Annotated in this window: 18 protein-coding genes; 10 read left to right on the forward strand and 8 right to left on the reverse strand. The window is 70.8% G+C overall.

Annotated features, from left to right (window positions below; translation table 11 throughout):
• Positions 1-26: 26 nt before the first annotated feature.
• The 3 genes from CRP49_RS07665 to CRP49_RS07675 all read left to right on the forward strand — a co-directional run bounded on the left by CRP49_RS07665 (position 27) and on the right by CRP49_RS07675 (position 1,450).
• Positions 27-530: a MarR family winged helix-turn-helix transcriptional regulator gene (locus CRP49_RS07665; protein WP_179851880.1), complete on the forward strand. Its 504-nt coding sequence runs from the start codon at positions 27-29 to the stop codon at positions 528-530.
• A gap of 141 nt (positions 531-671) precedes the next feature.
• Positions 672-1,205: a sigma factor-like helix-turn-helix DNA-binding protein gene (locus CRP49_RS07670; protein WP_094215284.1), complete on the forward strand. Its 534-nt coding sequence runs from the start codon at positions 672-674 to the stop codon at positions 1,203-1,205.
• Positions 1,202-1,450, forward strand: coding sequence for a hypothetical protein (locus CRP49_RS07675; RefSeq protein ID WP_097252727.1), 249 nt, complete (start codon positions 1,202-1,204; stop codon positions 1,448-1,450). Before CRP49_RS07670 ends, CRP49_RS07675 begins: the two co-directional genes overlap by 4 nt.
• Positions 1,451-1,457: 7 nt before the next feature.
• On the opposite strand, the gene CRP49_RS07680 is transcribed toward CRP49_RS07675, so the two are convergent.
• Entirely contained in the window at positions 1,458-2,612 is a 1,155-nt protein-coding gene (locus CRP49_RS07680) for a cystathionine gamma-synthase (protein ID WP_143669968.1), read from the reverse strand.
• Between the two features lie 120 nt (positions 2,613-2,732).
• Here CRP49_RS07680 and CRP49_RS07685 point away from each other — a divergent pair, with 120 nt between their 5' ends.
• From CRP49_RS07685 to CRP49_RS07705, 5 genes are all read left to right on the forward strand, one after another.
• Entirely contained in the window at positions 2,733-3,851 is a 1,119-nt protein-coding gene (locus CRP49_RS07685) for a hypothetical protein (RefSeq protein ID WP_097252729.1), read from the forward strand.
• 194 nt (positions 3,852-4,045) lie between these two features.
• Positions 4,046-5,686 (forward strand): M48 family metallopeptidase, encoded by a 1,641-nt coding sequence (locus tag CRP49_RS07690; RefSeq protein WP_097252730.1) that lies wholly within the window; start codon positions 4,046-4,048, stop codon positions 5,684-5,686.
• Positions 5,687-5,744: 58 nt separating this feature from the next.
• Positions 5,745-6,836 (forward strand): hypothetical protein, encoded by a 1,092-nt coding sequence (locus CRP49_RS07695; protein WP_097252731.1) that lies wholly within the window; start codon positions 5,745-5,747, stop codon positions 6,834-6,836.
• A 78-nt stretch (positions 6,837-6,914) separates the two neighbouring features.
• Positions 6,915-7,580: a peptide-methionine (S)-S-oxide reductase MsrA gene (gene msrA / locus CRP49_RS07700; RefSeq protein ID WP_097252732.1), complete on the forward strand. Its 666-nt coding sequence runs from the start codon at positions 6,915-6,917 to the stop codon at positions 7,578-7,580.
• Between the two features lie 72 nt (positions 7,581-7,652).
• Positions 7,653-10,073 (forward strand): SpoIIE family protein phosphatase, encoded by a 2,421-nt coding sequence (locus CRP49_RS07705; RefSeq protein ID WP_257033328.1) that lies wholly within the window; start codon positions 7,653-7,655, stop codon positions 10,071-10,073.
• Positions 10,074-10,112: 39 nt separating this feature from the next.
• On the opposite strand, the gene CRP49_RS07710 is transcribed toward CRP49_RS07705, so the two are convergent.
• The 3 genes from CRP49_RS07710 to CRP49_RS07720 form a co-directional block, all read right to left on the reverse strand.
• A complete protein-coding gene (locus CRP49_RS07710; RefSeq protein ID WP_306459716.1) occupies positions 10,113-10,760 on the reverse strand; it encodes a hypothetical protein in 648 nt (215 codons plus the stop codon).
• Positions 10,761-10,873: 113 nt separating this feature from the next.
• The gene (locus CRP49_RS07715; protein WP_097252735.1) at positions 10,874-11,764 is read right to left on the reverse strand and encodes an endonuclease/exonuclease/phosphatase family protein; all 891 of its coding nucleotides are present in this window, start codon (positions 11,762-11,764) and stop codon (positions 10,874-10,876) included.
• Positions 11,674-12,954, reverse strand: a complete 1,281-nt coding sequence (locus CRP49_RS07720; RefSeq protein WP_143669969.1) for a hypothetical protein — start codon at positions 12,952-12,954, stop codon at positions 11,674-11,676. Before CRP49_RS07720 ends, CRP49_RS07715 begins: the two co-directional genes overlap by 91 nt.
• A gap of 179 nt (positions 12,955-13,133) precedes the next feature.
• Between CRP49_RS07720 and CRP49_RS07725 the strand changes: the two genes are divergently transcribed.
• Positions 13,134-13,868: a Type 1 glutamine amidotransferase-like domain-containing protein gene (locus tag CRP49_RS07725; RefSeq protein ID WP_097252737.1), complete on the forward strand. Its 735-nt coding sequence runs from the start codon at positions 13,134-13,136 to the stop codon at positions 13,866-13,868.
• A gap of 139 nt (positions 13,869-14,007) precedes the next feature.
• Here the strand turns inward: CRP49_RS07725 and CRP49_RS07730 are convergent, their stop codons facing one another.
• Entirely contained in the window at positions 14,008-15,048 is a 1,041-nt protein-coding gene (locus tag CRP49_RS07730) for an NAD(P)-dependent alcohol dehydrogenase (RefSeq protein ID WP_097252738.1), read from the reverse strand.
• Between the two features lie 179 nt (positions 15,049-15,227).
• Between CRP49_RS07730 and CRP49_RS07735 the strand changes: the two genes are divergently transcribed.
• Positions 15,228-16,124, forward strand: a complete 897-nt coding sequence (locus CRP49_RS07735) for a helix-turn-helix domain-containing protein (RefSeq protein WP_097252739.1) — start codon at positions 15,228-15,230, stop codon at positions 16,122-16,124.
• A 50-nt stretch (positions 16,125-16,174) separates the two neighbouring features.
• On the opposite strand, the gene CRP49_RS07740 is transcribed toward CRP49_RS07735, so the two are convergent.
• The 3 genes from CRP49_RS07740 to CRP49_RS07755 form a co-directional block, all read right to left on the reverse strand.
• Entirely contained in the window at positions 16,175-16,945 is a 771-nt protein-coding gene (locus CRP49_RS07740) for a group II truncated hemoglobin (RefSeq protein ID WP_097252740.1), read from the reverse strand.
• A gap of 82 nt (positions 16,946-17,027) precedes the next feature.
• The gene (locus CRP49_RS07745) at positions 17,028-20,330 is read right to left on the reverse strand and encodes a S8 family peptidase (RefSeq protein ID WP_179851881.1); all 3,303 of its coding nucleotides are present in this window, start codon (positions 20,328-20,330) and stop codon (positions 17,028-17,030) included.
• A 244-nt stretch (positions 20,331-20,574) separates the two neighbouring features.
• On the reverse strand, positions 20,575-21,258 hold the full coding sequence (locus tag CRP49_RS07755; RefSeq protein ID WP_097252742.1) for an ABC transporter ATP-binding protein: 684 nt from the start codon (positions 21,256-21,258) through the stop codon (positions 20,575-20,577).
• Between the last annotated feature and the right edge of the window lie 76 nt (positions 21,259-21,334).

Below are 21,334 nucleotides of genomic sequence, written 5' to 3' on the forward strand. Positions count from 1 at the left end.
CTCCGGCCATGCCCACAACACCTGAAATGTCGATGGACATGACGACCGTCGGTGACACCGGTCTTCTCGACACCCTCCAGCACGAGGTGGCGGTGTTCGCCCGCCGTGCCGAACAGACCCGGCTCGGCGGCGTCGGACAGGTGCGCAACTCCATGGACCGCGCCGCGTACCTGCTGCTCAACCGCCTCGACAAGGAAGGCCCGATGGGCGTCAAGGCGCTCGCCGCGAGCATGGGGATCGACTCCTCCACGGTCACCCGGCAGGTGGCCCCCCTGGTCGACACCGGGCTCGTCAAGCGCACCTCGCACCCGGAGGACGGGCGCGCGGTGGTGCTCCAGCTGTCCCCGCGCGGGTCCTCGCGACTGGAGGAAGTCCGGTCGTCGAGGCGTCAGTTGATGGCCGAGCTGACACACGACTGGGCGCCGGAGGAGCGCGAGCAGTTCTGCACGCTCCTCACGCGCTTCAACACCGCGCTCTCCTCGCGGATGGCGATCCAGGTGCCGTCCTCGGAGCAGCCGTCGACGTCCTGAGGCCGGCCTGAGGCCGAGCGCACTGGTGCGGTCCCGAGTCTTGACCTTGGGCCGCCGCTGGCCTCATATGAGACCGGGTCCTGCGTCGTGCGCGGTTCGCCTGTCCCGTACCGGACAGGACCTCCTCAGGGGGGAGGCGCGGTGCGTGATCGGCAGGCATCCCGTGCTGCCCGCCGGGCCCGGGAGTTCGAGGCGTTCGTCGCGGGCGCGGCCGGACGGCTGCTGCACACCGCCACGCTGCTCACAGCGGAGGCGCCGGACGCCAACCCGCGCGCGCGGCGCCTGCTGACGCTGGCGCTCGCCCACACCTACGCCGGCTGGGACCGGCTGCACGGCGAGGACCCCTACGAGTGCGCCCGCCAGTACCTCGCCACCCGGTTCCAGCACGGGGCGTGGCACCACTACGGCGCCGTCGGCCGTGCCCGGCCGGATCCGCGCAGCCCGCTCGCAGCCCTGAGCCCGCAGGAGCGGCTGATCCTGGTGCTGCGGATGTACGAGGGAGTCGCCGAGGAACAGGCGGCGGCCCTGCTCGGGCTGCCCGTCGAGCGCGTGCACTCGATCTGCGACCGGGCCACGGCCACCGTGCTGCATCCGGCGCCCGCGACCACCCCGCGCGCGGTGGGCACGAGGGCGGTGCCGTCCTGGGCCTCCCGGCCGGCCGGGAGGCCCCGGTGAACCGTCCCCAGCGCGAGGCCGCCGTACGGTGGATCCTGGAGCGGGCCCCGGCACCCGTACCGCCGGACCTGTACGGCGAGGCCGTCCGCCGCGGCGACCGCATGCTGCGCCGTCGGCAACTCGCCCGCCGCCTGTGGTGGCTGCTCCTGTGCGCCGCGGCGGTGGCGTTCACCGTCTGGGCGGTGACGGCCCGCCCCTGGGTGGAGCCGCCCTCGCAGACGACTCCACCGATCACCGGCTGGTGAGCTGCGGCTAGCCGAGGGCCTGCTGCAGGTCCTCCAGCAGGTCGTCGACGTTCTCGATGCCGACGGACAGGCGCACCAGGTCGGCGGGGACCTCCAGGGCGGAGCCGGCCGCGGAGGCGTGCGTCATCCGGCCGGGGTGCTCGATCAGCGACTCGACACCGCCGAGGGACTCGCCGAGGGTGAACACCTTGGCGCGGTTGCACACCTCGACGGCGGCCTCCTCGCCACCCTCGACCTGGAAGGACACCATGCCGCCGAACGCCTTCATCTGCTTGGCGGCGACCTCGTGACCGGGGTGCTCGGGCAGGCCCGGGTACAGGACGCGGGTCACCCGCGGGTGCCGGGTCAGCATCTCGGCGATGCGCGTGGCGTTCTCGCTGTGCCGGTCCATGCGTACCGCGAGGGTCTTGGTGCCGCGCAGCACCAGCCAGGAGTCGAAGGGGCCGGCGACGGCGCCCATCGCGTTCTGGTGGTAGGCCAGTTCCTCGCCCAGCGCCTGGTCGGAGACGATCAGCGCACCGCCGACCACGTCCGAGTGGCCGCCCATGTACTTGGTCAGGGAGTGCACGACGACGTCCGCCCCGAGCGACAGCGGCTGCTGGAGGTAGGGCGTGGCGAAGGTGTTGTCGACGACGAGCCTGGCACCCGCGTCGTGGGCGATCTGGGCGACGATCGCGATGTCGGTGATGCCGAGCAGCGGGTTGGAGGGGGTCTCCACCCACACGGCCTTGGTCTTCGGGGTGATCGCGGCCCGCACCGAGGCCGGGTCGCTGGTGTCGGCGACGGACCACTCCACGCCCCAGCGGCTGACGACCTTGGCGAAGAGGCGGAAGGTTCCGCCGTAGGCGTCGTTCGGGATCACCACGTGGTCGCCGGGGCTGAGCAGCGTGCGCAGCAGGGTGTCCTCGGCCGCCAGGCCGGACGCGAACGCGAGGCCGCGGCGGCCGCCCTCCAGCGCGGCGAGGTTCTCCTCCAGGGCCGTCCTGGTCGGGTTGGCGCTACGGCTGTACTCGTAGCCACCGCGCAGGCCGCCGACGCCGTCCTGCTTGTAGGTCGAGACCTGGTAGATCGGCGGGACGACCGCGCCGGTGAGGGGATCCGCGGTGTTGCCCGCGTGGATCGCGAGAGTCTCGAAGTGCTGACTGATGTGCCTGTCGCTCATGTCCACCGAGCGTAGTGCGCCTGACCGGATGCTGGCGTCCGCATTGCGGCCATCGAGGTTTTCCACAGGTCCGGCGGGCGGGGTTCGCCTTTTGTCGGTGGCGTCTGGTTCGCTGGAGTCATGTCGATTCTCTGGCTGCTCATGGCGCTGGTCATGCTGAGCTTCGTGCTGCTCCCGATCGTCCGGCGCAGGCGCGGGGCGATCGGTCTGGTGCCCCCGGGCCACCCGGACGCCGCCGACCCGGCGGACTACGGCTTCGTGCGCCAGGAGGAGCTGGACGTGCGGATGCCCGGCCCCGACCAGGACCTGCTGGACGTCCTGGAGCTGGTGCAGCGCTCGCAGGACTACCGCGCGGCGGCCCAGCTGCTGGCCGGCACCGACGCCGAGGGCGAGGAGCGCTGGCAGCGGGTGCAGGCCTTCGCCGGTGCGGCGGCCCTCGAGCTGCAGCAGCGGCCGGGCGGGGTGCACGAGACGCCGGGCGGACAGTGGCTCAGGGTGTGGCGGGCGGAGCAGCCCAAGGACGCGGGCGGCGCGGCGGTGCACGCCGAGTTCCTGGTGCAGCAGGCGTGGCGGACGTCGACGCCGGGCACGGACGACTTCCGCATCATCATGGAGGAGGCCAGGCAGGCCTGCGGACAGGCGGCGCTGCTGGCCCCCGGGGACCCGGTGCCGTACCTCGTCGAGCTGTCGATCGCCCGCGGCCTCGCCTATCCGCAGCCCGAGTTCGAGAAGCTGTGGCTGAGCATCCTGGACCGCGCTCCGCACCACATGGGCGCGCATCTGGCGGCGCTGCACTACTGGTGCGAGAAGTGGCACGGCTCGCGCGAGTTGGCGTACGCGTTCGCCGAGGCCGCGGCGGCCCGCGCCCCGGAGGGCTCGCTGCTCGCCGCGCTACCGCTGTTCGCGGTCTTCGAGCACCTCCCCGAGGTGAACCTGGTCGCGAGTTTCTACCAGAGCGAGGTCGTCACCAAGGCGATGCACGGCGCGCTGCACGCGGTGCACTCGGCCCGCCCCGACGACCCGATGCTCGCGCACGTCCGCCATCTGCTGCTCTTCTTCCTGGTGCGCGCCGAGCGCTGGGCGGAGGCCATGGACCAGCTGATACACGTCGACGGCCATGTGGGGGCCCTGCCCTGGACCTTGTCCGCCGACCCGGCCGCCGGGTTCGCCGTCTTCCGCGCGCTGGCGGTGGCGGGCTACGAGGCGAACGGCGGCAGCCCGGCGACCCTGGCCGGCTGAGACCCCGGGCCTCGGATCTGGTGGATTGCCCTGCTGACCTGCGGTAGGGCATACTCCGCATGCTCCGAGTTTGCTCTTGCTTTGCCTTGAGTCGGCTCCGGGTGTGCTCCGCGTCCCCCCACACTCACCGGCAGCACCTTCGGCACCGGCGTTTGCCATGTCCATGTCTCTGGGTCTGTGGGGGGAAGTGCCCGATGGGCGCAACTCTGCGCGCGCTGCGCGCCCTCGTCCTGCTGTGCGGCTTCTATCTGCTGAGCCTGCTGCTGCTCGCGGCGCTGGCCGGTGTCGACGTCGCCGCGTTCGGCTCGGGGCTGCACGGCCCGGCCGCCGTCAAGCTCTTCATCGTCACCGCGGTGCTCGCCATCCCCGTCGTACGCGGCATGTTCATGCTGCGCACGCCCCGCGGCGAGGAGCCGGCCGGCATCCCGGTCACCGAGGCCGACGAGCCCCGGCTGTGGGCGCTGGTCCGGGAACTCGCCGCGGCGACCGGCACGCGAGCCCCCGACCGGATCCTGCTCACCGCCGATGTCAACGCGGCCGTGAGCGAGGAGTCCCGCCTGCTCGGCCTGCTCCCCGGCCCGCGCCGCCTCTACCTCGGCGTACCGCTGCTGACCGGTCTGACCGAGGCGCAGCTGCGCGCCGTACTCGCCCACGAATACGGCCACTTCACTGGCGGTGACACCCGGCTGTCCGCGCTCGTGGTGCGCGGCCGGGCGCAGATCGCCCGGGTCATCGGGCAGTTCCACGCCAAGGCCGACGGCAAGGTGGCCGCCGAACGCGCCCGCCAGGAGAAGGCCTCCGCCAAGCGGGTCGCGAAGGGCAAGAAGGCCAAGCAGGTCGACACCGGCGGGGCCGGGGCGACGTACCGGATGATGGCGAAGATCTACACCGCGTACGGCAAGCTCTACCTGCGCGCCTCCCTCTCCACGGCCCGCGCCCAGGAGTACGCCGCCGACCTCGCCGCCGCCCGGATCGCCGGGCGCGACGCGACCGCCTCGGCGCTGCGCGAGATCCCCGTCCTGGCCTCCTCCCACGACTTCTACGTCGACTCCTACGCCACCCTGGGCGTGCGCGTACGGCTGATGCCGCCGCGCGGCGAGTTCTTCGGCGGCTTCGGCCGGCTGCTGACCGCCCGCGAACAGGAGCTGACGGAGCTGCGGGCCGACCTGCCGACCGAACCCGCCTCGCCGTACGACTCCCATCCGCCGATCGCCGAGCGGGTGCGCCGGATCGAGGCACTGCCCGCCGACGGGCGCGCCGAGGAGGCCAACGACGCGGCCCTCACCGTGCTCACCGACCCGCAGCGCACCCTGGCCGCGCTGGAGGACGCCGTCCTGACGGACGAGGTCCTCTCCTTCCGGCGCACCGCCGAGTGGCAGGAGCTGCTGGAGGCCTCCATGGCCGAGGGCATGTCCTCCGTGCGCACCCCGCTGCACCAGGCGCTCGCCGACTACACCGGGCAGCCGGCGACGCTGCCCGCGCTGCTGGCGGTCATCGACGGCGGCCGGCTGTGGCGGCTGGCGGAGCGGCTGCCGCTGTCCGAGGAGGCGGCCGCGGCGAAGGGCCGGGCCTTCCGTGAGTTCGTACGGCCCCGGCTGCGCAACTCGCTGCGGACGATGGTGCTGGCCGAGTTCAGTGCCCGTTCGCTGCTGCACTGGGAGTTCTCCTGGTCCCGCGCGGCCGCCGTCCGGCTGCCCGGCTGGACGTCGGAGAACACGCCGGACGACGGCCCCGAGGCCGCGCTCGACGCGGCGGTGGACGCGGCGCTCGCCGACCACCCCGACACCGCACCGCTGCGTGCCCTGCTGCCGCCGGCGGCGACCCAGCCCGCGTGACCGGCAGGCCCTTCGGCTCCTCGACGCCACCCCTTCGACGAACGGACCGTACCCTCCCATGACCGTCCTGCTCTGGATCCTGGCCGTCCTGGCCGTCCCCACGCTGATCTTCGCGGTGTGGATCGCCGGGGTGTTCCTGAAGGAGTTCTTCAACCCGAGCCCCGACGACGGCGCCGAGGCCGCGCAGGCCGCCGAGAAGCTCGGGCTGCTGCCCGCCGAGCGGCAGAGCATGGACCACCCCGCCCCGCTGCCCGCCGACTGGGCGGCCGCCCTCGACGCGGTGCGCCGCGGCGACTGGCAGCCCGCCGCCGAGCTGCTGCGCGCCATCGGCCGCGACTGGGACCGCCGTACGACGGTCATCGGCCACCTCGCCACGCTCGCGGCCAAGGACGACGAGTGGCTGCTGGCCTGGGAGGCCGCCCGCGCCGAGGACCCGGACGCGGCCGTGGTCAGGGCGCAGAGCACGGTGTACCTCGCCTGGGAGCTGCGGGGTGCGAAGAAGGCCAAGTACACGACGCAGGAGCAGTTCCAGGGCTTCCACCGGACGCTGGTGGGCGCCCGCGAGGAGATCGCGCGGGCGGCCGCCCTCAACCCCGACGACCCCACGCCGTACGTCGCGGAGATCTGGGTGGCGCTCGGTCTCGGCTACGCGAACGCCGAGATGGACAAGCTCTGGGCGGAGATCACGACCCGCGACCCGCACCACGTCGGGGCCCACTTCTCGGCCCTCCAGTACTGGTGCGCGAAGTGGCGGGGCTCGCAGCAGCTGGCGTTCGACTTCGCCGAGCGTGCGGCCGCCGAGGCGCCGCTGGGCAGCCTGCTGACGGTGCTGCCGCTCATCGCGCACTTCGAGCACGACGAGTCGACCGACACCGCGGCCGACAACACACCCGAGATGGTGGCCAGGGTCGACGCGGGCCTCGCGGACGCGGCGGCCGCGGACCCCACCCACCCGGGCCTGGCACAACTGCGCCACCTGCTGGCGTTCTACCTCCACCTGCAGGACCGGCACGAGGCGGCGCTGGAGCAGTTCAAGCTGGTCGACGGGTATGTGGAAGCGCTGCCGTGGAGCTACCGCGGCGACGGGGCGGCCGCCTACTACTGCCAGGTGCGCAACGACACGGTGCGGGCGGTGGCGGCGGAGGCCTGACCGGAATGCGGCGGAGGCCCGGGCCGTTGCACCACGTGCCAGGCCGGCCTCCGCCTTCCAGACCGACAGGGAGACCCCATGCTGTTCGGCCGCTCACCCCAGCTGCCCACCCCCGAGCAGGCACTCAAGGGCCGTGATCTGCCCGCCTTCCAGGTCCCCGAGCGCCACACCGTCCTGGGCACCCCGCTCCTCGGCCCCTACCCCGCGGGCCTGGAGGTCGCCGACTTCGGCCTGGGCTGCTTCTGGGGCGCGGAACGCAAGTTCTGGCAGCTCCCGGCGGGCGTGTACACCACCCTGGTCGGCTACCAGGGCGGCTACACCGAGCACCCCGTGTACGAGGAGGTCTGCTCGGGCCTGACCGGCCACACGGAGGTCGTCCGCGTGGTCCACGACCCCAGGCTGATCTCCTACGACCGCCTCCTGAAGACGTTCTGGGAGTCCCACGACCCGACCCAGGGCTTTCGCCAGGGCAACGACGTGGGCACCCAGTACCGCTCGGCGATCTACACCCACACCCCCGAGCAGGCCGCCACGGCCGAGGCCTCCCGCGCCTCCTACCAGAAGGTCCTGACCTACTCCGGCCACGGCACGATCACCACGGAGATCCTCCCGGCCGAGGGCCGCACCTTCTACCCGGCCGAGGCGTACCACCAGCAGTACCTTGACAAGAACCCGGCGGGTTACTGCGGCTTGGGCGGCACAGGCGTGTCCTGCCCGATCGGTGTGGCCGAGGCCGGGGGCTGACCTCGCGGTCGGACTCCGCGGAGAGGAACATCGGAGTCACGGAGGCAGGTGGTGGCTATGGGGACGCCGTCGATGCATTTCAGCGAGAGTCCGGAGGATCCCTTCGCCCTCGGGCGTGGTGCCTCGGCCGTGCTCGACGACCAGGGCACCGTGGTCGGCTGGAGCGCACGTGCGCAGGAGTTGCTCGGCTATCCGGCCAAGGAAGTGATCGGACGGGCGTGGCAGGACCTCCTGGTCGACGCCCGTGACCTGCCTGTCGTACGGTCCGTCGTCGTGGACGCCATGAAGGCGGGGGGATGGTTCGGCGTCCTGCCCGTCCGACACCACGACGGACGCCGCGTGGAGATGGGTTTCCGAGCCCGTGCGGTCACACGGGAGGGGGGCGGTCAGGAGTGGCTCCTGGTCGGTGCTCCTGCCGCGGAGGTCATTGCCTGGCAGCGGGACCGTGCGCTGCTGGACGGCCTGTACCGCCGGTCCCCGATCGGCCTGGTCACCTACGGCCCGGACAGGAGAGTGATCCGGGTCAACCGTGCGGTGGAAAAGGCGAGCGGCGTCCCGGCCGAGGCGCCGGTGGGCCACCGCCCCCGCGAATTCATGGTCGACGAGGACGCGGGTCCGGCGGATGAACGGGTCCGGCACGTCCTGGAGACCGGCGAGCCGTTGATCTTCACCGAGCAGTCCGCTCGGGCACGCCACAACCCGGGACGGGAACGGATCGTGTCCGTTTCGGCGTTCCGGATGGAAGATCCCTCGGGCCGGGTCCTCGGCGTGGCCGAGACGATCGAGGACGTGACCGACCGTCACCGGGCGCAACGCAGGCTCGCCCTGCTGAACGAGGCGAGCGCCCGGATCGGAACCTCGCTGGACGTGACACAGACCGCTCGGGAACTGGCCGAGGTGGCCGTCCACGGCCTGGCCGACTACTGCTCGGTGGACCTCCTCAAGCCCGTGACACTCGGTGACGAACCAGGTCCCGGTACGGCAGGTCCGCTGATCCGGGCCGCCCTGTCACCACCGGAACACCGCGTCCCGTTCCAGGAGGGCGACGTGGTCCCGCTGCTCCCGGAATCCCCGCAGGCGCGGTGCCTGGCCGAGCGTCGCCCGTTTCTCGACGGGCGGCTGTCCCTGCGCCCCGAGTGGTACTCCATGGACCGCCGGAGGATCGAGATCGCCCTGGGTCTCGGCGTTCATTCGCTGATCGCGGTGCCCCTGCTTGCGCGCGGCCTGGTACTGGGCGTGGTGAGCCTGTGGCGGTCGCGCAATTCGGAACCCTTCGAGGACGGCGATGCCGCGGTGGCCCAGGAGCTCTCCTCGCGTGCGGCCGTCTCCATCGACAACGCGCGCCGCTTCACCCAGCAGCAGAGCGCCGCGCTGACTCTTCAGCGCAGTCTGCTGCCGAGCGCGGCGTCCGACCTGCCGGCCGTGGAGGTGGCCTGCCGATATCTCCCGGCCGGCGTTGAACCGGGCATCGGCGGTGACTGGTTCGACGTGATCCCGTTGTCGGGGACCCGGGTCGCCCTCGTGGTGGGCGACGTGGTCGGCCACGGGATCCACGCCGCGGCCTCGATGGGCCGTCTGCGCGCCGCCGCGCGCACCCTGGCCAGCCTCGACCTGGAGCCGGACGAGGTGATGACCGGCCTGGACGATCTGGTCAGTCTGCTGGCCACCGAGCTGGAGGCGAACGCTGACGACAACCAGTCGGCTTTCGAGCAGGTGCTCGGGGCCACCTGCCTCTACGCCGTCTACGATCCGGTCTCCCAGCACTGCTCCCTGGCACGCGCCGGCCACCCGGCACCGCTGGTGTCCACCCCGGACGGCGAGGTGACCGTGCTCGATCTGCCCGCGGGTCCACCGCTGGGCCTGGGCGGTCTGCCCTTCGAAACGTACGATCTGGACCTCCCCGAGGGCAGCCTGCTCACGCTCTACACGGACGGCCTCCTGGAGGCACGCAACGGCGACATAGACGCCGCGCTGGAGCACCTGGGCGCATGTCTCGCCCACACCACGGAGCCGCTGGAGCAGACCTGCCACACCGTGGTCGAAGCGCTGCTGCCCAAGGACCACCTCCCCAGCGACGACATCGCGCTGCTCATCGCCCGTACCCGGGCGCTACGGCCCCAGAACGTCGCCTCGTGGCAGCTGCCCCTGGAAGCGACCTCCGCCGCCCGCGCCAGGGAGCTGACCACGGCGAAACTGACCGAATGGGGGCTGACCGAACTGGCCTTCACCACCGAGCTGGTCGCCAGCGAGCTCGTCACCAACACCTACCGGTACGCAGCCGGCCCCGTCACCCTGCGTCTCATCCGTACGCACTCCCTGATCTGCGAGGTGTCCGACACCAGCCACACCTCCCCCCACCTCCGACGAGCCCTCAGCACGGACGAGGGCGGACGCGGGCTCTTCCTGGTCGCGCAGCTCACGGAGCGGTGGGGCACCCGCCACACCCGCGACGGCAAGACCGTCTGGACGGAGCAGCCTCTGCCGACGGCATGAACCACGCCCCCCACCACCGCAGCCGACCGCGCGTGGGCCCTACGGGCCGAGTGTGCCGGACAAGGCGGTCAGTGCCGTCAGGTACTCGTCCTCGGTGAGCGGCACCTTGCGCACCCGCGCGGCGTGAGACGTCGAGGGGCTGTACACGTCCGTGTGGGCGAGCCGTTCGCTCCCCGTCTCGAGAAGCAGGGTGACGGCTCCCTCCGCCGCGCCGCACCACGCCCGGTGCAGGGTGTGCGCCGCGAGCGCGTACGAGGCACCCCTGGCGTAGTGCGCCGTGTGCGCCAGACGGAGACGCGCCGGCCCGCGAGGCGCGAGCATCCAGTCGGCATCACGCACCGACAGCGACTCCTGGTACGCGGCTATGTCGATCCCGCCGTCGGCCGAGGGCTCGTAGAGTTCCATGCTCAGCCGGCCTCGCACAACGCAGGACGCGATCGGTGACCGGTGGTTGTGAATGTCCTGTTCGCGGCCTGCGGAATCGCTGATCGGCTGCCACACATGGGCACGCAGCTTCTGCCCCGGCCCGTCGTCGATCAGCAGCAGCTTCTGGAAGCCGAGCACGTGCCCGTACGAACGGCTGGCGCAGGCAGCCGTCTCGCCGGCTCCCGAAGCCAGCTCCGTGATCAGCTCCGGCAGGAAGTCCGGGGCGCCCAGCTCGGCGACCAGGCCTCGTGCGGCCTCCATCAACTGATGCTCGGGCGCAGCACCTCCCACAGCCTCGGCCATCATGCGCCGTGCGGTCACGAGACGGTCCCCCATACACACCTCACGGTCCTCGAGTCCGGGCGTGCGCGCCCTCAGGGTTCTTCGGAGAACGTCCGGAGAACGTCCGCCGCCACACGGAAGGTGGCGACGCATGCCCGGTGGTCGGAAAAGTTGTCGATCAGTTCAGCCCCGTCGAAGGTGAAGCCCGGTCCGTAGAGGATGTCGTCGATCGACTTGTTCCGGTACGTCGGCCGGCCTTCGAGCGAGCTGTTCAGGGACAGGCTGTCGGAACTCAGCACCAGCCCCCGGTTGTCCGTGTTGAAGTCGCCGCACACCAACGACAGACGGCCGGTGGCCCGGCGGCCCAGCTCGCCTGCGAGCACGTCCCAGATCTCCTTGAACTCGGCTTCGTCGGGGTCGCGTCCGAACAGATAGAACGGCACGGCGTGCAGCGAGGTCACGTTGACCGTCGTGCCCCACAGAGGGACGGCGACGGAGACCAGACCTTTGTCGTGGCTCTGGATCTCCTTGCCGTCGAGGCGGGTCCGAAGCCGCGGGTTGGGAAGCATGTACTGCCGGGGGGTGCGCAACTCGAACCTGCTTGCCACGGCCACACCGCTGAGACGGCCGGGGAAGAAGGACGAGTCGTGCAGCGGGTAGGACGCGACGTACCGCAGCGGAGTCCACAGGCGTACGGACTCCAGGAGTTCGGAGCGCCCTCGATCGTCGAATCCGACCTCCTGGAAGGCCGCGATGTCGACGCCCCTGTCCGTGAGAAGGCCCACCACCTCGTCCATCGCCGCCGGTGAGCAGGGGCCTGCCCCACCCGCGCTCGGTAGCCCTTCGTGCAGGTTCCAGCTCGCGACCGTGAGACAGCGACTGGATGCTCCCGCTACGCCCATGCGGCCGTCCTCAGCGCGTAGTCCCTCGCGACCACGGTTCCCTGATAGGTCATCCAGATCGGCCTCGTGCCGTCGTGCCATCTCCAGGCACCCTCCTTGCAGTTGTCGAGAGTCTCACTCACGGCCGCTTCCAGCCGCTCCTCACACTCCGGTGCGATGGTGAGCATCAGGGCCCGGGCCACCCAGGCCGGGGTGAAGTGACCGATCATCAATGCGTCCACTGTGCCATCGCCGACCGGTCGGCGGAGCTGTTCGTCGGTCAGCCGCAGATCGAGGTCCGCGGTGCACAGCCATCTGACGCCCGAGCGCGCGGCGTTGTCGAATATCTCTCCGTCGGACAGAACACCGGCCGCGCGGTGCAGGGCGATGGCGGCACGCGCCGTGTGCGCGGCCGACCTGGCCGAACTGTGCAGCGTTTCACCCCAGTAGGCCATGCCCGCCGCGGCGCCCTCGTCCGCGTGCGCTCCGTCGACGAGGCGTCGCGCGAGCCAGGAGAGCTTGGGGGAGGTCGGAGCGACTTCGGACAGGCTGGAGATCGCGACGGACAGCACGCTGGTCCGATCCATACCGAGCGGATCCTCGCCGGGGTCGAGCATGGCTTCGAGGATCCGGACCAGTTCGGTCTTCGTCGTGCCGTCGAGGCCGCAGCGGAACATCGCCGCCAGGACCCAGGCGGTGATCTCGGGTCTGCCGCGGTCCCGCTGGGTGCTCGCCGCCCAGCCCCCGCCCGGCTTCTGCAAGGCGATGAGGGAGTCGAGCACCTGCCGCCGGTTGATGCGTGGATCCCTGATGTCGAACGCGTTGACCGTCCGCAGCCCGTACGAGGTGCCGACCGCGGTGGGCGGCACGTGATGGTCGTTCAGGTACTGCGACCACCCGGCCAACTCCACCTGACCGTGCCGCATTTCCCGGTACTCACCCAGCACCCCGCGCGCGGACTCGTCGATCACCCGCCGGGCGGACCGTGTCCCGGTTCTGCGCGTCGGTGCGGGGAGCTGCGCCGTATCCGCTCTCACCCCGGGCAGTTGGCCGATCAGGCGCAGGCCGAGACCGATACAGAGGGCGCAGATTCCGGCGAACAGGTACCTGAGGAAGGAGACACTGAACCAGTCCTCGGGTAACGCGTAGTCGAGAAGGCCCTTGTACGCGACCAGCGCGGCCGTGAACGGGCCGAGGGACACCAGGGCGTCCTTGAGCCGCCGCGCTTCGGGCCTGCCGCGAGGAGCCGATGGAGCCGGTGTCGCGGGTCTGGCCCGATTCGTCTGTGTCATCGTGTCCCCTCCCCCGGCAAGGACGTCCGATGAAATGTCACGATAGCGGTCCCGCCGCGCCACAGCCATCCATTGGCAAACAAATGGGATCCAGGTAATTCGCGCGACCGCGGCAGCTCCCCGCCCGTACATTCGCCCCTCGCGTACTTCACGTACGTCGTACAAGGGGAGGATTCCGGATGAGCGGTTCTGTGTTTCTGATCGGTGGTGGGTGGGACGCCCCGGAGGTGTACCAGCCGTTTCTGCGGCGGGCGGCGGCGCGTGGTGGGGGTGTGCCGCGGGTCGGGTGTGTGATCGTCGACGAGGGGGACGGGGCGGCGCAGTTCGAGCGGTATGCGGCGGTGCTGGGGAAGGCCGGTCCGTGTGCGCCTGTGCCGTTGCTCGTGCCGGTCGGGGGGCGGTTCGAGCCGGAGGGGGTGCTGGACGGTGTGGACGGGCTGCTGGTGTGTGGCGGGCTGACGCCCGCCTATCAGGAGGCGTTCGTCGAGTGCCTGGACCGGCTGCCGCAGTTGCTCGCCGAGCGCGGTGTGCCCTACGCGGGATTCTCGGCGGGCGCCGCCGTGGCCGCGCGGCGGGCAGTGGTCGGTGGGTGGCTGACGGACGGGGTGCCGGTGTGCCCGGAGGACACCGCGGAGGATCTCGAAGAGGTCGCGGTGCGGGCGGGGCTGGGCCTCGTGCCGTTCGCGGTGGATGTGCATGCCGCGCAGTGGGGGACGCTGGGGCGGCTGGTCGCGGTGGTGCGGCGCGGGGATGTGCCGTACGGCGTCGCCGTCGACGAGAACACCGTGGTGGAGGTGGACGGCGAGGGGTGCCGGGTGGCGGGGGTCGGCCGCGTGCATGTCGTACGGCCCGGTGGGGAGGGGGGTGTGGTGGTGCGGGCGTACGGGGCCGGGGAGGTCTTCGGTCTCTCCTAGCCCCTGTGCGCCCCCTCCCCACCGCCCCAGCGGCACGACTGCCTCCCGCTACGAGCGCCCCGAGGGGGCGCGGGGCTGTATCGATATGCGGCTCCGCCGCGTGGGCGCGACCAGCCCTCACGCGGCGGGGCCGAACGGGTCAGATCGTCGCCGTGTCGATGACGAAGCGGTAGCGGACGTCGCTCGCCAGCACCCGCTCGTACGCCTCGTTGATCTCGGCGGCGCTGATCAGCTCGATCTCGGCGCCGATGCCGTGCTCGGCGCAGAAGTCGAGCATCTCCTGGGTCTCGCGGATGCCGCCGATGCCGGAGCCGGCGAGGGTCTTGCGGCCGGCGATCACCGAGAACAGGTTGAGGGAGATCGGCTCCTCGGGGGCGCCGACGTTCACCAGCGCGCCGTCGGTCTTCAGCAGCGACAGGAACGCGCCGAAGTCCAGGGGCGCGGACACCGTCGAGATGATCAGGTCGAAGGTGCCGGCCAGCTCCTCGAAGGTCTTCGGGTCGCTGGTGGCGTGGTAGTGGTCGGCGCCCAGCTTCAGGCCGTCGTCCTTCTTGCGCAGGGACTGGGACAGCACGGTGACCTCGGCGCCCATCGCGTGCGCGATCTTGACGGCCATGTGGCCGAGGCCGCCGAGCCCGACGACCGCGACCTTCTTGCCGGGGCCGGCGTTCCAGTGCCGCAGCGGGGAGTACGTGGTGATGCCGGCGCAGAGGAGGGGCGCGGCCACGTCGAGGGACAGACCGTCCGGGATGCGGACGACGAAGTTCTCGTCCACGACGATCTTCTGCGAGTAGCCGCCGTAGGTGGGCTCGCCGTCCTTGCCGACGGCGTTGTAGGTGCCGACGTTGCCGCCCAGGCAGTACTGCTCCAGGCCCTTCACGCAGTTCTCGCACTCGCGGCAGGAGTCGACCAGGCAGCCGACGCCCACCCGGTCGCCCACGGCGTACTTGGTGACGCCGGTGCCGACCTCGGAGACGACACCCGCGATCTCGTGGCCGGGGACCATCGGGAAGATCGCCGTGCCCCAGCCCTCGCGGGCCTGGTGGATGTCGGAGTGACAGATACCGGCGAACTCGATGTCGATCAGGACGTCGAACTCACCGACCGCGCGCCGCTCGATCGTGGTCCGCTCCAGCGGGGCCTTCGCGGCGGGCGCGGCGTACGCAGCAACAGTGGTCATGCCGGGGTTCTCCTAGCGGGGGTTCGTGCCCGGTTGCCTTTCGACCGGGTACGGCGTCCAGCCTGCCGTGGACGCCGCGATTCACCCAGACCACGGATCTTCGTACGACTGCTGTGCCTACCACTGGCGGGGTCAGGCTCGCGGGCGTACGACCACGGGATACCGCCGATACTGGCGATATGGACGAACAGCAGGACGCAGCCGCCGGCCGGCCCCTGGACCGGCGGGCCGAGCTGAGCGAGTTCCTGCGCAGCCGGCGGGCCCGGCTGAAGCCGGAGGACGTGGGGCTGCGCGACTTCGGCAGGCACCGCCGGGTGCCGGGGCTGCGCCGCGAGGAGCTGGCCCAGCTGGCCGGGGTGTCGGTGGCGTACTACACACGGCTGGAACAGGGCAACGGGCGCAACGTCTCGGCCGAGGTCCTGGACTCGATCGCCCGCGCCCTGCGGCTGACGGACGCCGAGCACGCCCACCTCACCCACCTGGCCAAGCCGAAGGCGCACAAGAAGAAGCCGGCGGCACGGCAGCAGCAGGTGCGCGCGGCACTGTGCCAGTTGCTGGACGTGATGGAGGGGGTGCCGGCGTACATCGTCGGGCGCCGTGCGGAGATCCTGGCCTGGAACCGGATGGCGGCCGCGGTCTTCGGCGACTGGTCCGAGCTGCCGCCCGCCGAGCGCAACTGGGCCCGTCTCGTCTTCCTGCACCCCGACTACCGCGACCTCTTCGTCGACTGGGAACAGAAGGCGATCGACATCGTCTGCGCCCTGCGCATGGACGCCGGCTGCTATCCGGACGACCCGCGGCTGTCCGCCCTGGTGGGCGAACTCTCCGTCAAGAGTGACGAGTTCCGCCGCCTGTGGGCGACCCACGACGTCAAGGAGAAGAGCCACGGCGTCAAGCGCCTGCACCACCCCCTGGTCGGCGACCTGTCCCTGCACTTCGAGGGCTTCCGCCTCACGGACGACTCGGACATGTCCCTGGTGACGTACCACGCGGAACCGGGTACCCCGTCGGCGGAGTCCCTGCGCCTGCTGGCCAGCTGGGGCACGGACGCGACCCGGGCGGCACGGACGGCCTGAGGCCTGAGCCCTGAAGCCCTGACTCCTGAGTCCGCCGCCCGGGCCGGCTGTCACCCCTGGTAGGGCGGCATCGCTCCCCACGACCACTTCGGCACCGGCTGCTCGGCGGGCGGCTTCGCGTCCGGGCCCGAGAAGTACAGGGCCAGCCGCGTCCCCCACTCCACGTAGGCCAGGAACGCCGAGCGGAACTCCGCGTCCTTCGGGAGGCCCGCGTCGTCCGCCGCGTCCTGGACGAGGTTGACCCAGCGGCGGCGCTGGGGCTCGGTGATGTGCTTGCCGAAGTGCTTGGCGACCATGTGGCCGTGGCCGCCCTGGGTGTCGGAGTACGCCGTCGGGCCGCCGAAGACCTCCGCGAGCCAGAGGGCGACGTGGGCGGCGTGCTCGGGGGCCAGGTCCGCGAAGAGGGGCGCCAGCAGGTCGTCCTTCAGGACCTTGTCGTAGAAGACCTCGGTCAGGCGGGAGAAGGCCTCGGCGCCGCCCGCCCAGTCGTACAGGGTGGGGACGGCGCCCCCGCCGCCCTGCACACCGGTCGGCCGGTAGTGGCGCATCTCCTCGATGTTCTCCACGTACGGCCGGATCTCCGCGAAGAACGGCGGAAAAAGCTCCGACCTGCGGAAGCCCTCGATGTGGTCTGCGGTCGACGTCCAGGTGATGCGCAGGATCCAGGACTCGGGTTCCTCCTCGCAGCGGGTCAGTCCGTAGTCGACACACTGGGGAGCGGCGGCCAGCTGGACGGCCGCGCGGGTGTAGGCGGCCAGGAACTGGTCCGCCTGCTGTTCGGGAACGCGGTAACGGATGTACTCGACTGTGTTCGCCGTCATGCGTGCACACAAGCACGAACGGCCCGCCGGAAGCTGCTGCTCCGGCGGGCCGTTCGCTCACGGCCTACTCAGGTACGGCGGCTCACTTGCCGAAGTACGCGTTGTAGATGGTGATCGTCGACGTGTTGCCCTTCTTGTCGGCGATCTTGGCGCGGAACGAGATGGCCTTGTCCTTCGCCGGGTTCTTCACGGTGATCTTGCCGCCGCGGACGTCGACCTTCTTGAAGGTCTTGCCGTCGTAGGAGACGTACACCGACAGGGACTTCAGGTTGCTGCCCGCGGCCGCGCCCTCGACGGTGACCGGGAAGGTGACCGTCTTGCCGGCCTCGACGCGGCTGTCCAGGCCGGTCTTGGCACCGAAGTACAGGGCGGACACGGGGAGCTTCGCGGAGCCGCCCGCCGGCTTCTTGGAGCGGAAGGTCCACGCCGCGTCGATCCGGGTGGAGGCCTCCGACACCTTGGCCGAGCGCTTGACCGAGGTGGTCAGCTTGTACCCGGCGTCACCGGCGGGGACCTTGAAGGTCTTCTCGCCGAACATCGGGTCGTCGTTGGAGCCGACCTTGACGCCGTTGCGGTACAGGGTCGTGGTCGCCGAGGTGTACACCGACGAACCGACGTGCTTGGCACCGTCCGCGAACAGCGGCAGCGAGCCGTAGATCTCGTTGCCGTCCCGGAAGACACCGAAGTCGGCGTTGACGAGCGGGGCGAAGACCGCGGTGTTGAAGGTCTTCGTGTACGACTTGCCCGCCGTGAAGGACTGCGCGCCGGCCGAGTAGGACGCGTCGGCGAGCGGGAACCCGTCCGGGTCCACCCCGCCGTCCTGCTCGAACTCCAGCTGCCACTTCACGCCGCCCTTGGCCGACAGGTGCAGGGTGCGGGTGCCGGGCAGGGTCTGCGGGATGCCGATGGAGGAGGCGCCGCCGCTGCCGGGCAGCCAGCCCACCGCGTTGACGGAGCCCTTCTTGCCGCTCGCGGCGGCACCCAGGCGGGCCTTCACCGTGGCCAGGTCGCTCGCCTTGTAGTGCTTGGTGTAGCCGGTGGCGAGCTTGGTGACCGAGCCGCCCGAGGTGACGTCGTACTCCTCGGTGGCACCCTTGGACCAGTGCCCGTCCCACTGCTGGTACAGCGTGCCGGCGGGCAGCGACGCGCCCAGGTGGGCGGTGTGGAAGTTGTCGTACGAGTCGAGGAACCAGCCGTAGCCGTACTGGCCGTCACCGATCGTGACGTCCCACTCCGGCGAGGCGAACTGGGACTTCGCGCCCGTGGCCGGGACGGTGATGTCCACCGGCTTGGCCTTGCGCGCGTCGATCGTGATCGTCTGCTTGCCGGAGACGGTCAGCTTCGGCTGGGCGATCCAGTCGATGCCCTTGCTGGCGTCCTTCGGGTCCACGTAGGTGGCCGTGTTGAGGATGTACGTGCCCTTGGGCGCGCGCACCTTCACCGTGCCCGACGGGTCGTACGGGTTCAGCCACTGGCCGTTGGCCAGGCCCGCCACACCGGTCAGGTCGGCGTCGAAGTACTGGGCCGGCTTGCCGTCACGGCCGATGAACTTCAGCGTGACGTCGTACGACTCCACCTCGCGCTGCACCGCGGCGGCCGTGCGGACGGTCTGCCCACCGCCGGTCGCAGTCACGTACGCGGAGTAGGCGCCGTCGACGGTGCCGCCCAGCTTGGTGTTGACCGTCAGGTCGACGGAGGCCTTGCCGTGCGCCGGGACCGTCACCTTGGTCGCGCCGAGCTTGAAGAAGCCCGCCGGAGCCGCCTGACCCTTGGGGTTGGTGGCGGTGCTGGTCAGGTTGAGGGTGACGTCCTTGTCGCCGAGGTTGCGGTACGACACCTGCTTGGTGACCGGCTTGTCGTCGGTGTGCGGCCACTGCTGCACACCGAAGCTGACCGACACCGGGTCGGCGATCACGGACTGCTTGATGGCCTTGTCGACCGCGATCCGGCCCGAACCCTGCTGGAACGGCGTGTACTTGCCGCCCTTGGCGGAGCCGGTGAGCGCGCCCTTCAGCTCGGCGTAGCCCCAGTCGGGGTGCTCCTGCTTCAGGATCGCGGCGGCGCCCGCGACATGCGGGGTGGCCATCGACGTACCGGAGATGGTCAGGTAGCCCTCGGGCTTCTCGCCGACCTCCTGGTCGATGACGCTGCCCTTGGCCGCGGCGGCGGTGATGTCCACACCGGGCGCGGTGACGTCGGGCTTGATGGCGCCGTCGCCGGTGCGCGGGCCGGTCGAGGAGAAGTCGGCCAGCTTGTCGTTGCCGTCGACCGCGCCGACGGTGAGCGCGGCGTCCGCGCTGCCCGGCGAACCGATCGACTGGGGGCCCTCATTGCCCGCGGCGATCGCGAACAGGATGCCCTTCTCGGCGGAGAGCTTGTTGACCTCGGCCTCGAGCGGGTCCACCTCGGGCGTGTCGTAGCCGCCGAGGCTCAGGTTGATGACCGAGGCGCCCTGCGAGGCCGCCCACTCCATGCCGGCGAGGATGCCGGAGTCGTCACCGGAGCCGTTGTCGTCCAGGACCTTGCCGTTGAGGAGCTTGGCGTCGGGAGCGACACCCTTGTACTTGCCGCCCGACTTGGCGCCGGTACCCGCCACGATGGAGGCGACGTGCGTGCCGTGACCGAAGTGGTCCTTGGCGTCGGCCGCGGTGGAGAAGTTCTTGGACTCGATCACCTGGTCCTTGAGGTCCGGGTGGCTGGTGTCCACACCCGTGTCCAGGACGGCGACCTTCACGCCCTTGCCGGTGTAGCCGGCGGCCCACGCGACCGGGGCGCCGATCTGCGGCACCGACTTGTCGAGGGCGGCCTTGCGGACGCCGTCGAGCCAGACGTGCGCGATGCCGGAGGCGGTCTTGTCGCCGTTGGTGACGGCGTCCCACAGCTCGGCGGTGTCCTTGACCGGGGTCTGCACCGCGTCCGCGTTCAGCGCCTTGAGGCTGCGGCGCAGCTGGCCGGCGTCGCGGACGTCCTGCTTGGCGGCCGTGGCGGCACCGCTGTAGCCGACGATGACCTTCAGGCCGTTCTTCTGGGCCTTGCGGGTGGCGGCCTTGTTCAGCTCGGTGATGTCGAACAGCCGCTGGTCCAGCTTGCCGGAGGCGACCAGGCGGGCCGCGTCGGCGGGGATGACCAGCGTGTGCCCGTCGGCCTTGCGGACCTGGACGGGTATGTGCTCCCGCCCCTTGGCCCGCTGGAGGCCGACGACGCGGCCCTTGGCGTCAAGGGCGACGCGGTCGCCGGTGATCAGGGTGACGTGGTGCTTGGCGGTGAGCGAGGCGGCAGCGGCCGAGACACGCTGCTCGGGCTTCGCCGACGCGGGGCTGGTCATGCCCGCGGCGAGGGCGACAGCTGCGGCGGTGGCCACGGTGGCCGCTGCCGCTCTTTTCACTTGTCTGCGCAAGACTCTCCCCCTGGAGATGGAGTACCGGGGTGAATTCCCCATTCACCCGGCCGGGGGCAGTCCCGTACACCTGCACGTCAACCCCCCGGATCACGAAGTATGCCGGGGGGTGATCAGACGGCTCAATAGATGAGAGGACAGTAAGAAAGCGCTGACCGGAACTGTTACGCGCCGGGGGAGACACCGTTACAGAATCGGGAAGTCGCGTTCGTGCGAACGGTGTTATACGCCGTCAGGCGCCCGCGTTCTCCTTCACGGTGATCCTGCCCTTGCGGATGGTGGCCACGCGCGGGGCCTTCTTCGCGATCGCGGAGTCGTGGGTGACCATGATGAAGGTCAACCCGTGCTCCTTCCACAGGCGTTCGAGTACGTCCATGATCTCGTCGCGCATGCCCTCGTCGAGGTTGCCGGTCGGCTCGTCGGCGAGGAGGACCTTCGGTCGTTTGACCAGGGCTCGGGCGATGGCGACGCGCTGCTGCTGTCCTCCGGACATTTCGGAGGGCAGGTGGTTCAGGCGTTCTCCGAGTCCTACCGACTTCAGTGCCTCGGCGGCTCGTTCGCGGCGTTCCTTCACCTTGATGCCGAGCGGTACGAGAGCGGTCTCTACGTTCTCTTGCGCGGTGAGAGTGGGGATGAGGTTGAAGGACTGGAAGACGAAGCCGATGTTCTCGCTGCGGACCTTTGTCAGGCGGGCCTCGGAGAGCTTGGCCAGGTCGGTGCCGTCCAGGACTACTTCGCCGGACGTGGGGCGGTCGAGACCGCCGAGCATCTGGAGGAGGGTGGACTTGCCGCCGCCGGTGGGGCCCTGGATGACGAGTCTGTCTCCGTCGCCGATGGTGAGGTCTATGCCGTCGAGGGCGTGGACGGTGTCTTTGCCCCTGGTGTAGCGCTTGGTTACGTTCTTCAGTTCGTACATGGTGGCTCCTGGTTGGTGTTCGGGTGCGGGTGGGTGGGGGCTGGTCGCGCCCGCGCGGCGGAGCCGCATATCGATA

The sequence above is a fragment of the Streptomyces sp. Ag109_G2-15 genome (assembly GCF_900215565.1).
Taxonomy (GTDB): domain Bacteria; phylum Actinomycetota; class Actinomycetes; order Streptomycetales; family Streptomycetaceae; genus Streptomyces; species Streptomyces diastatochromogenes.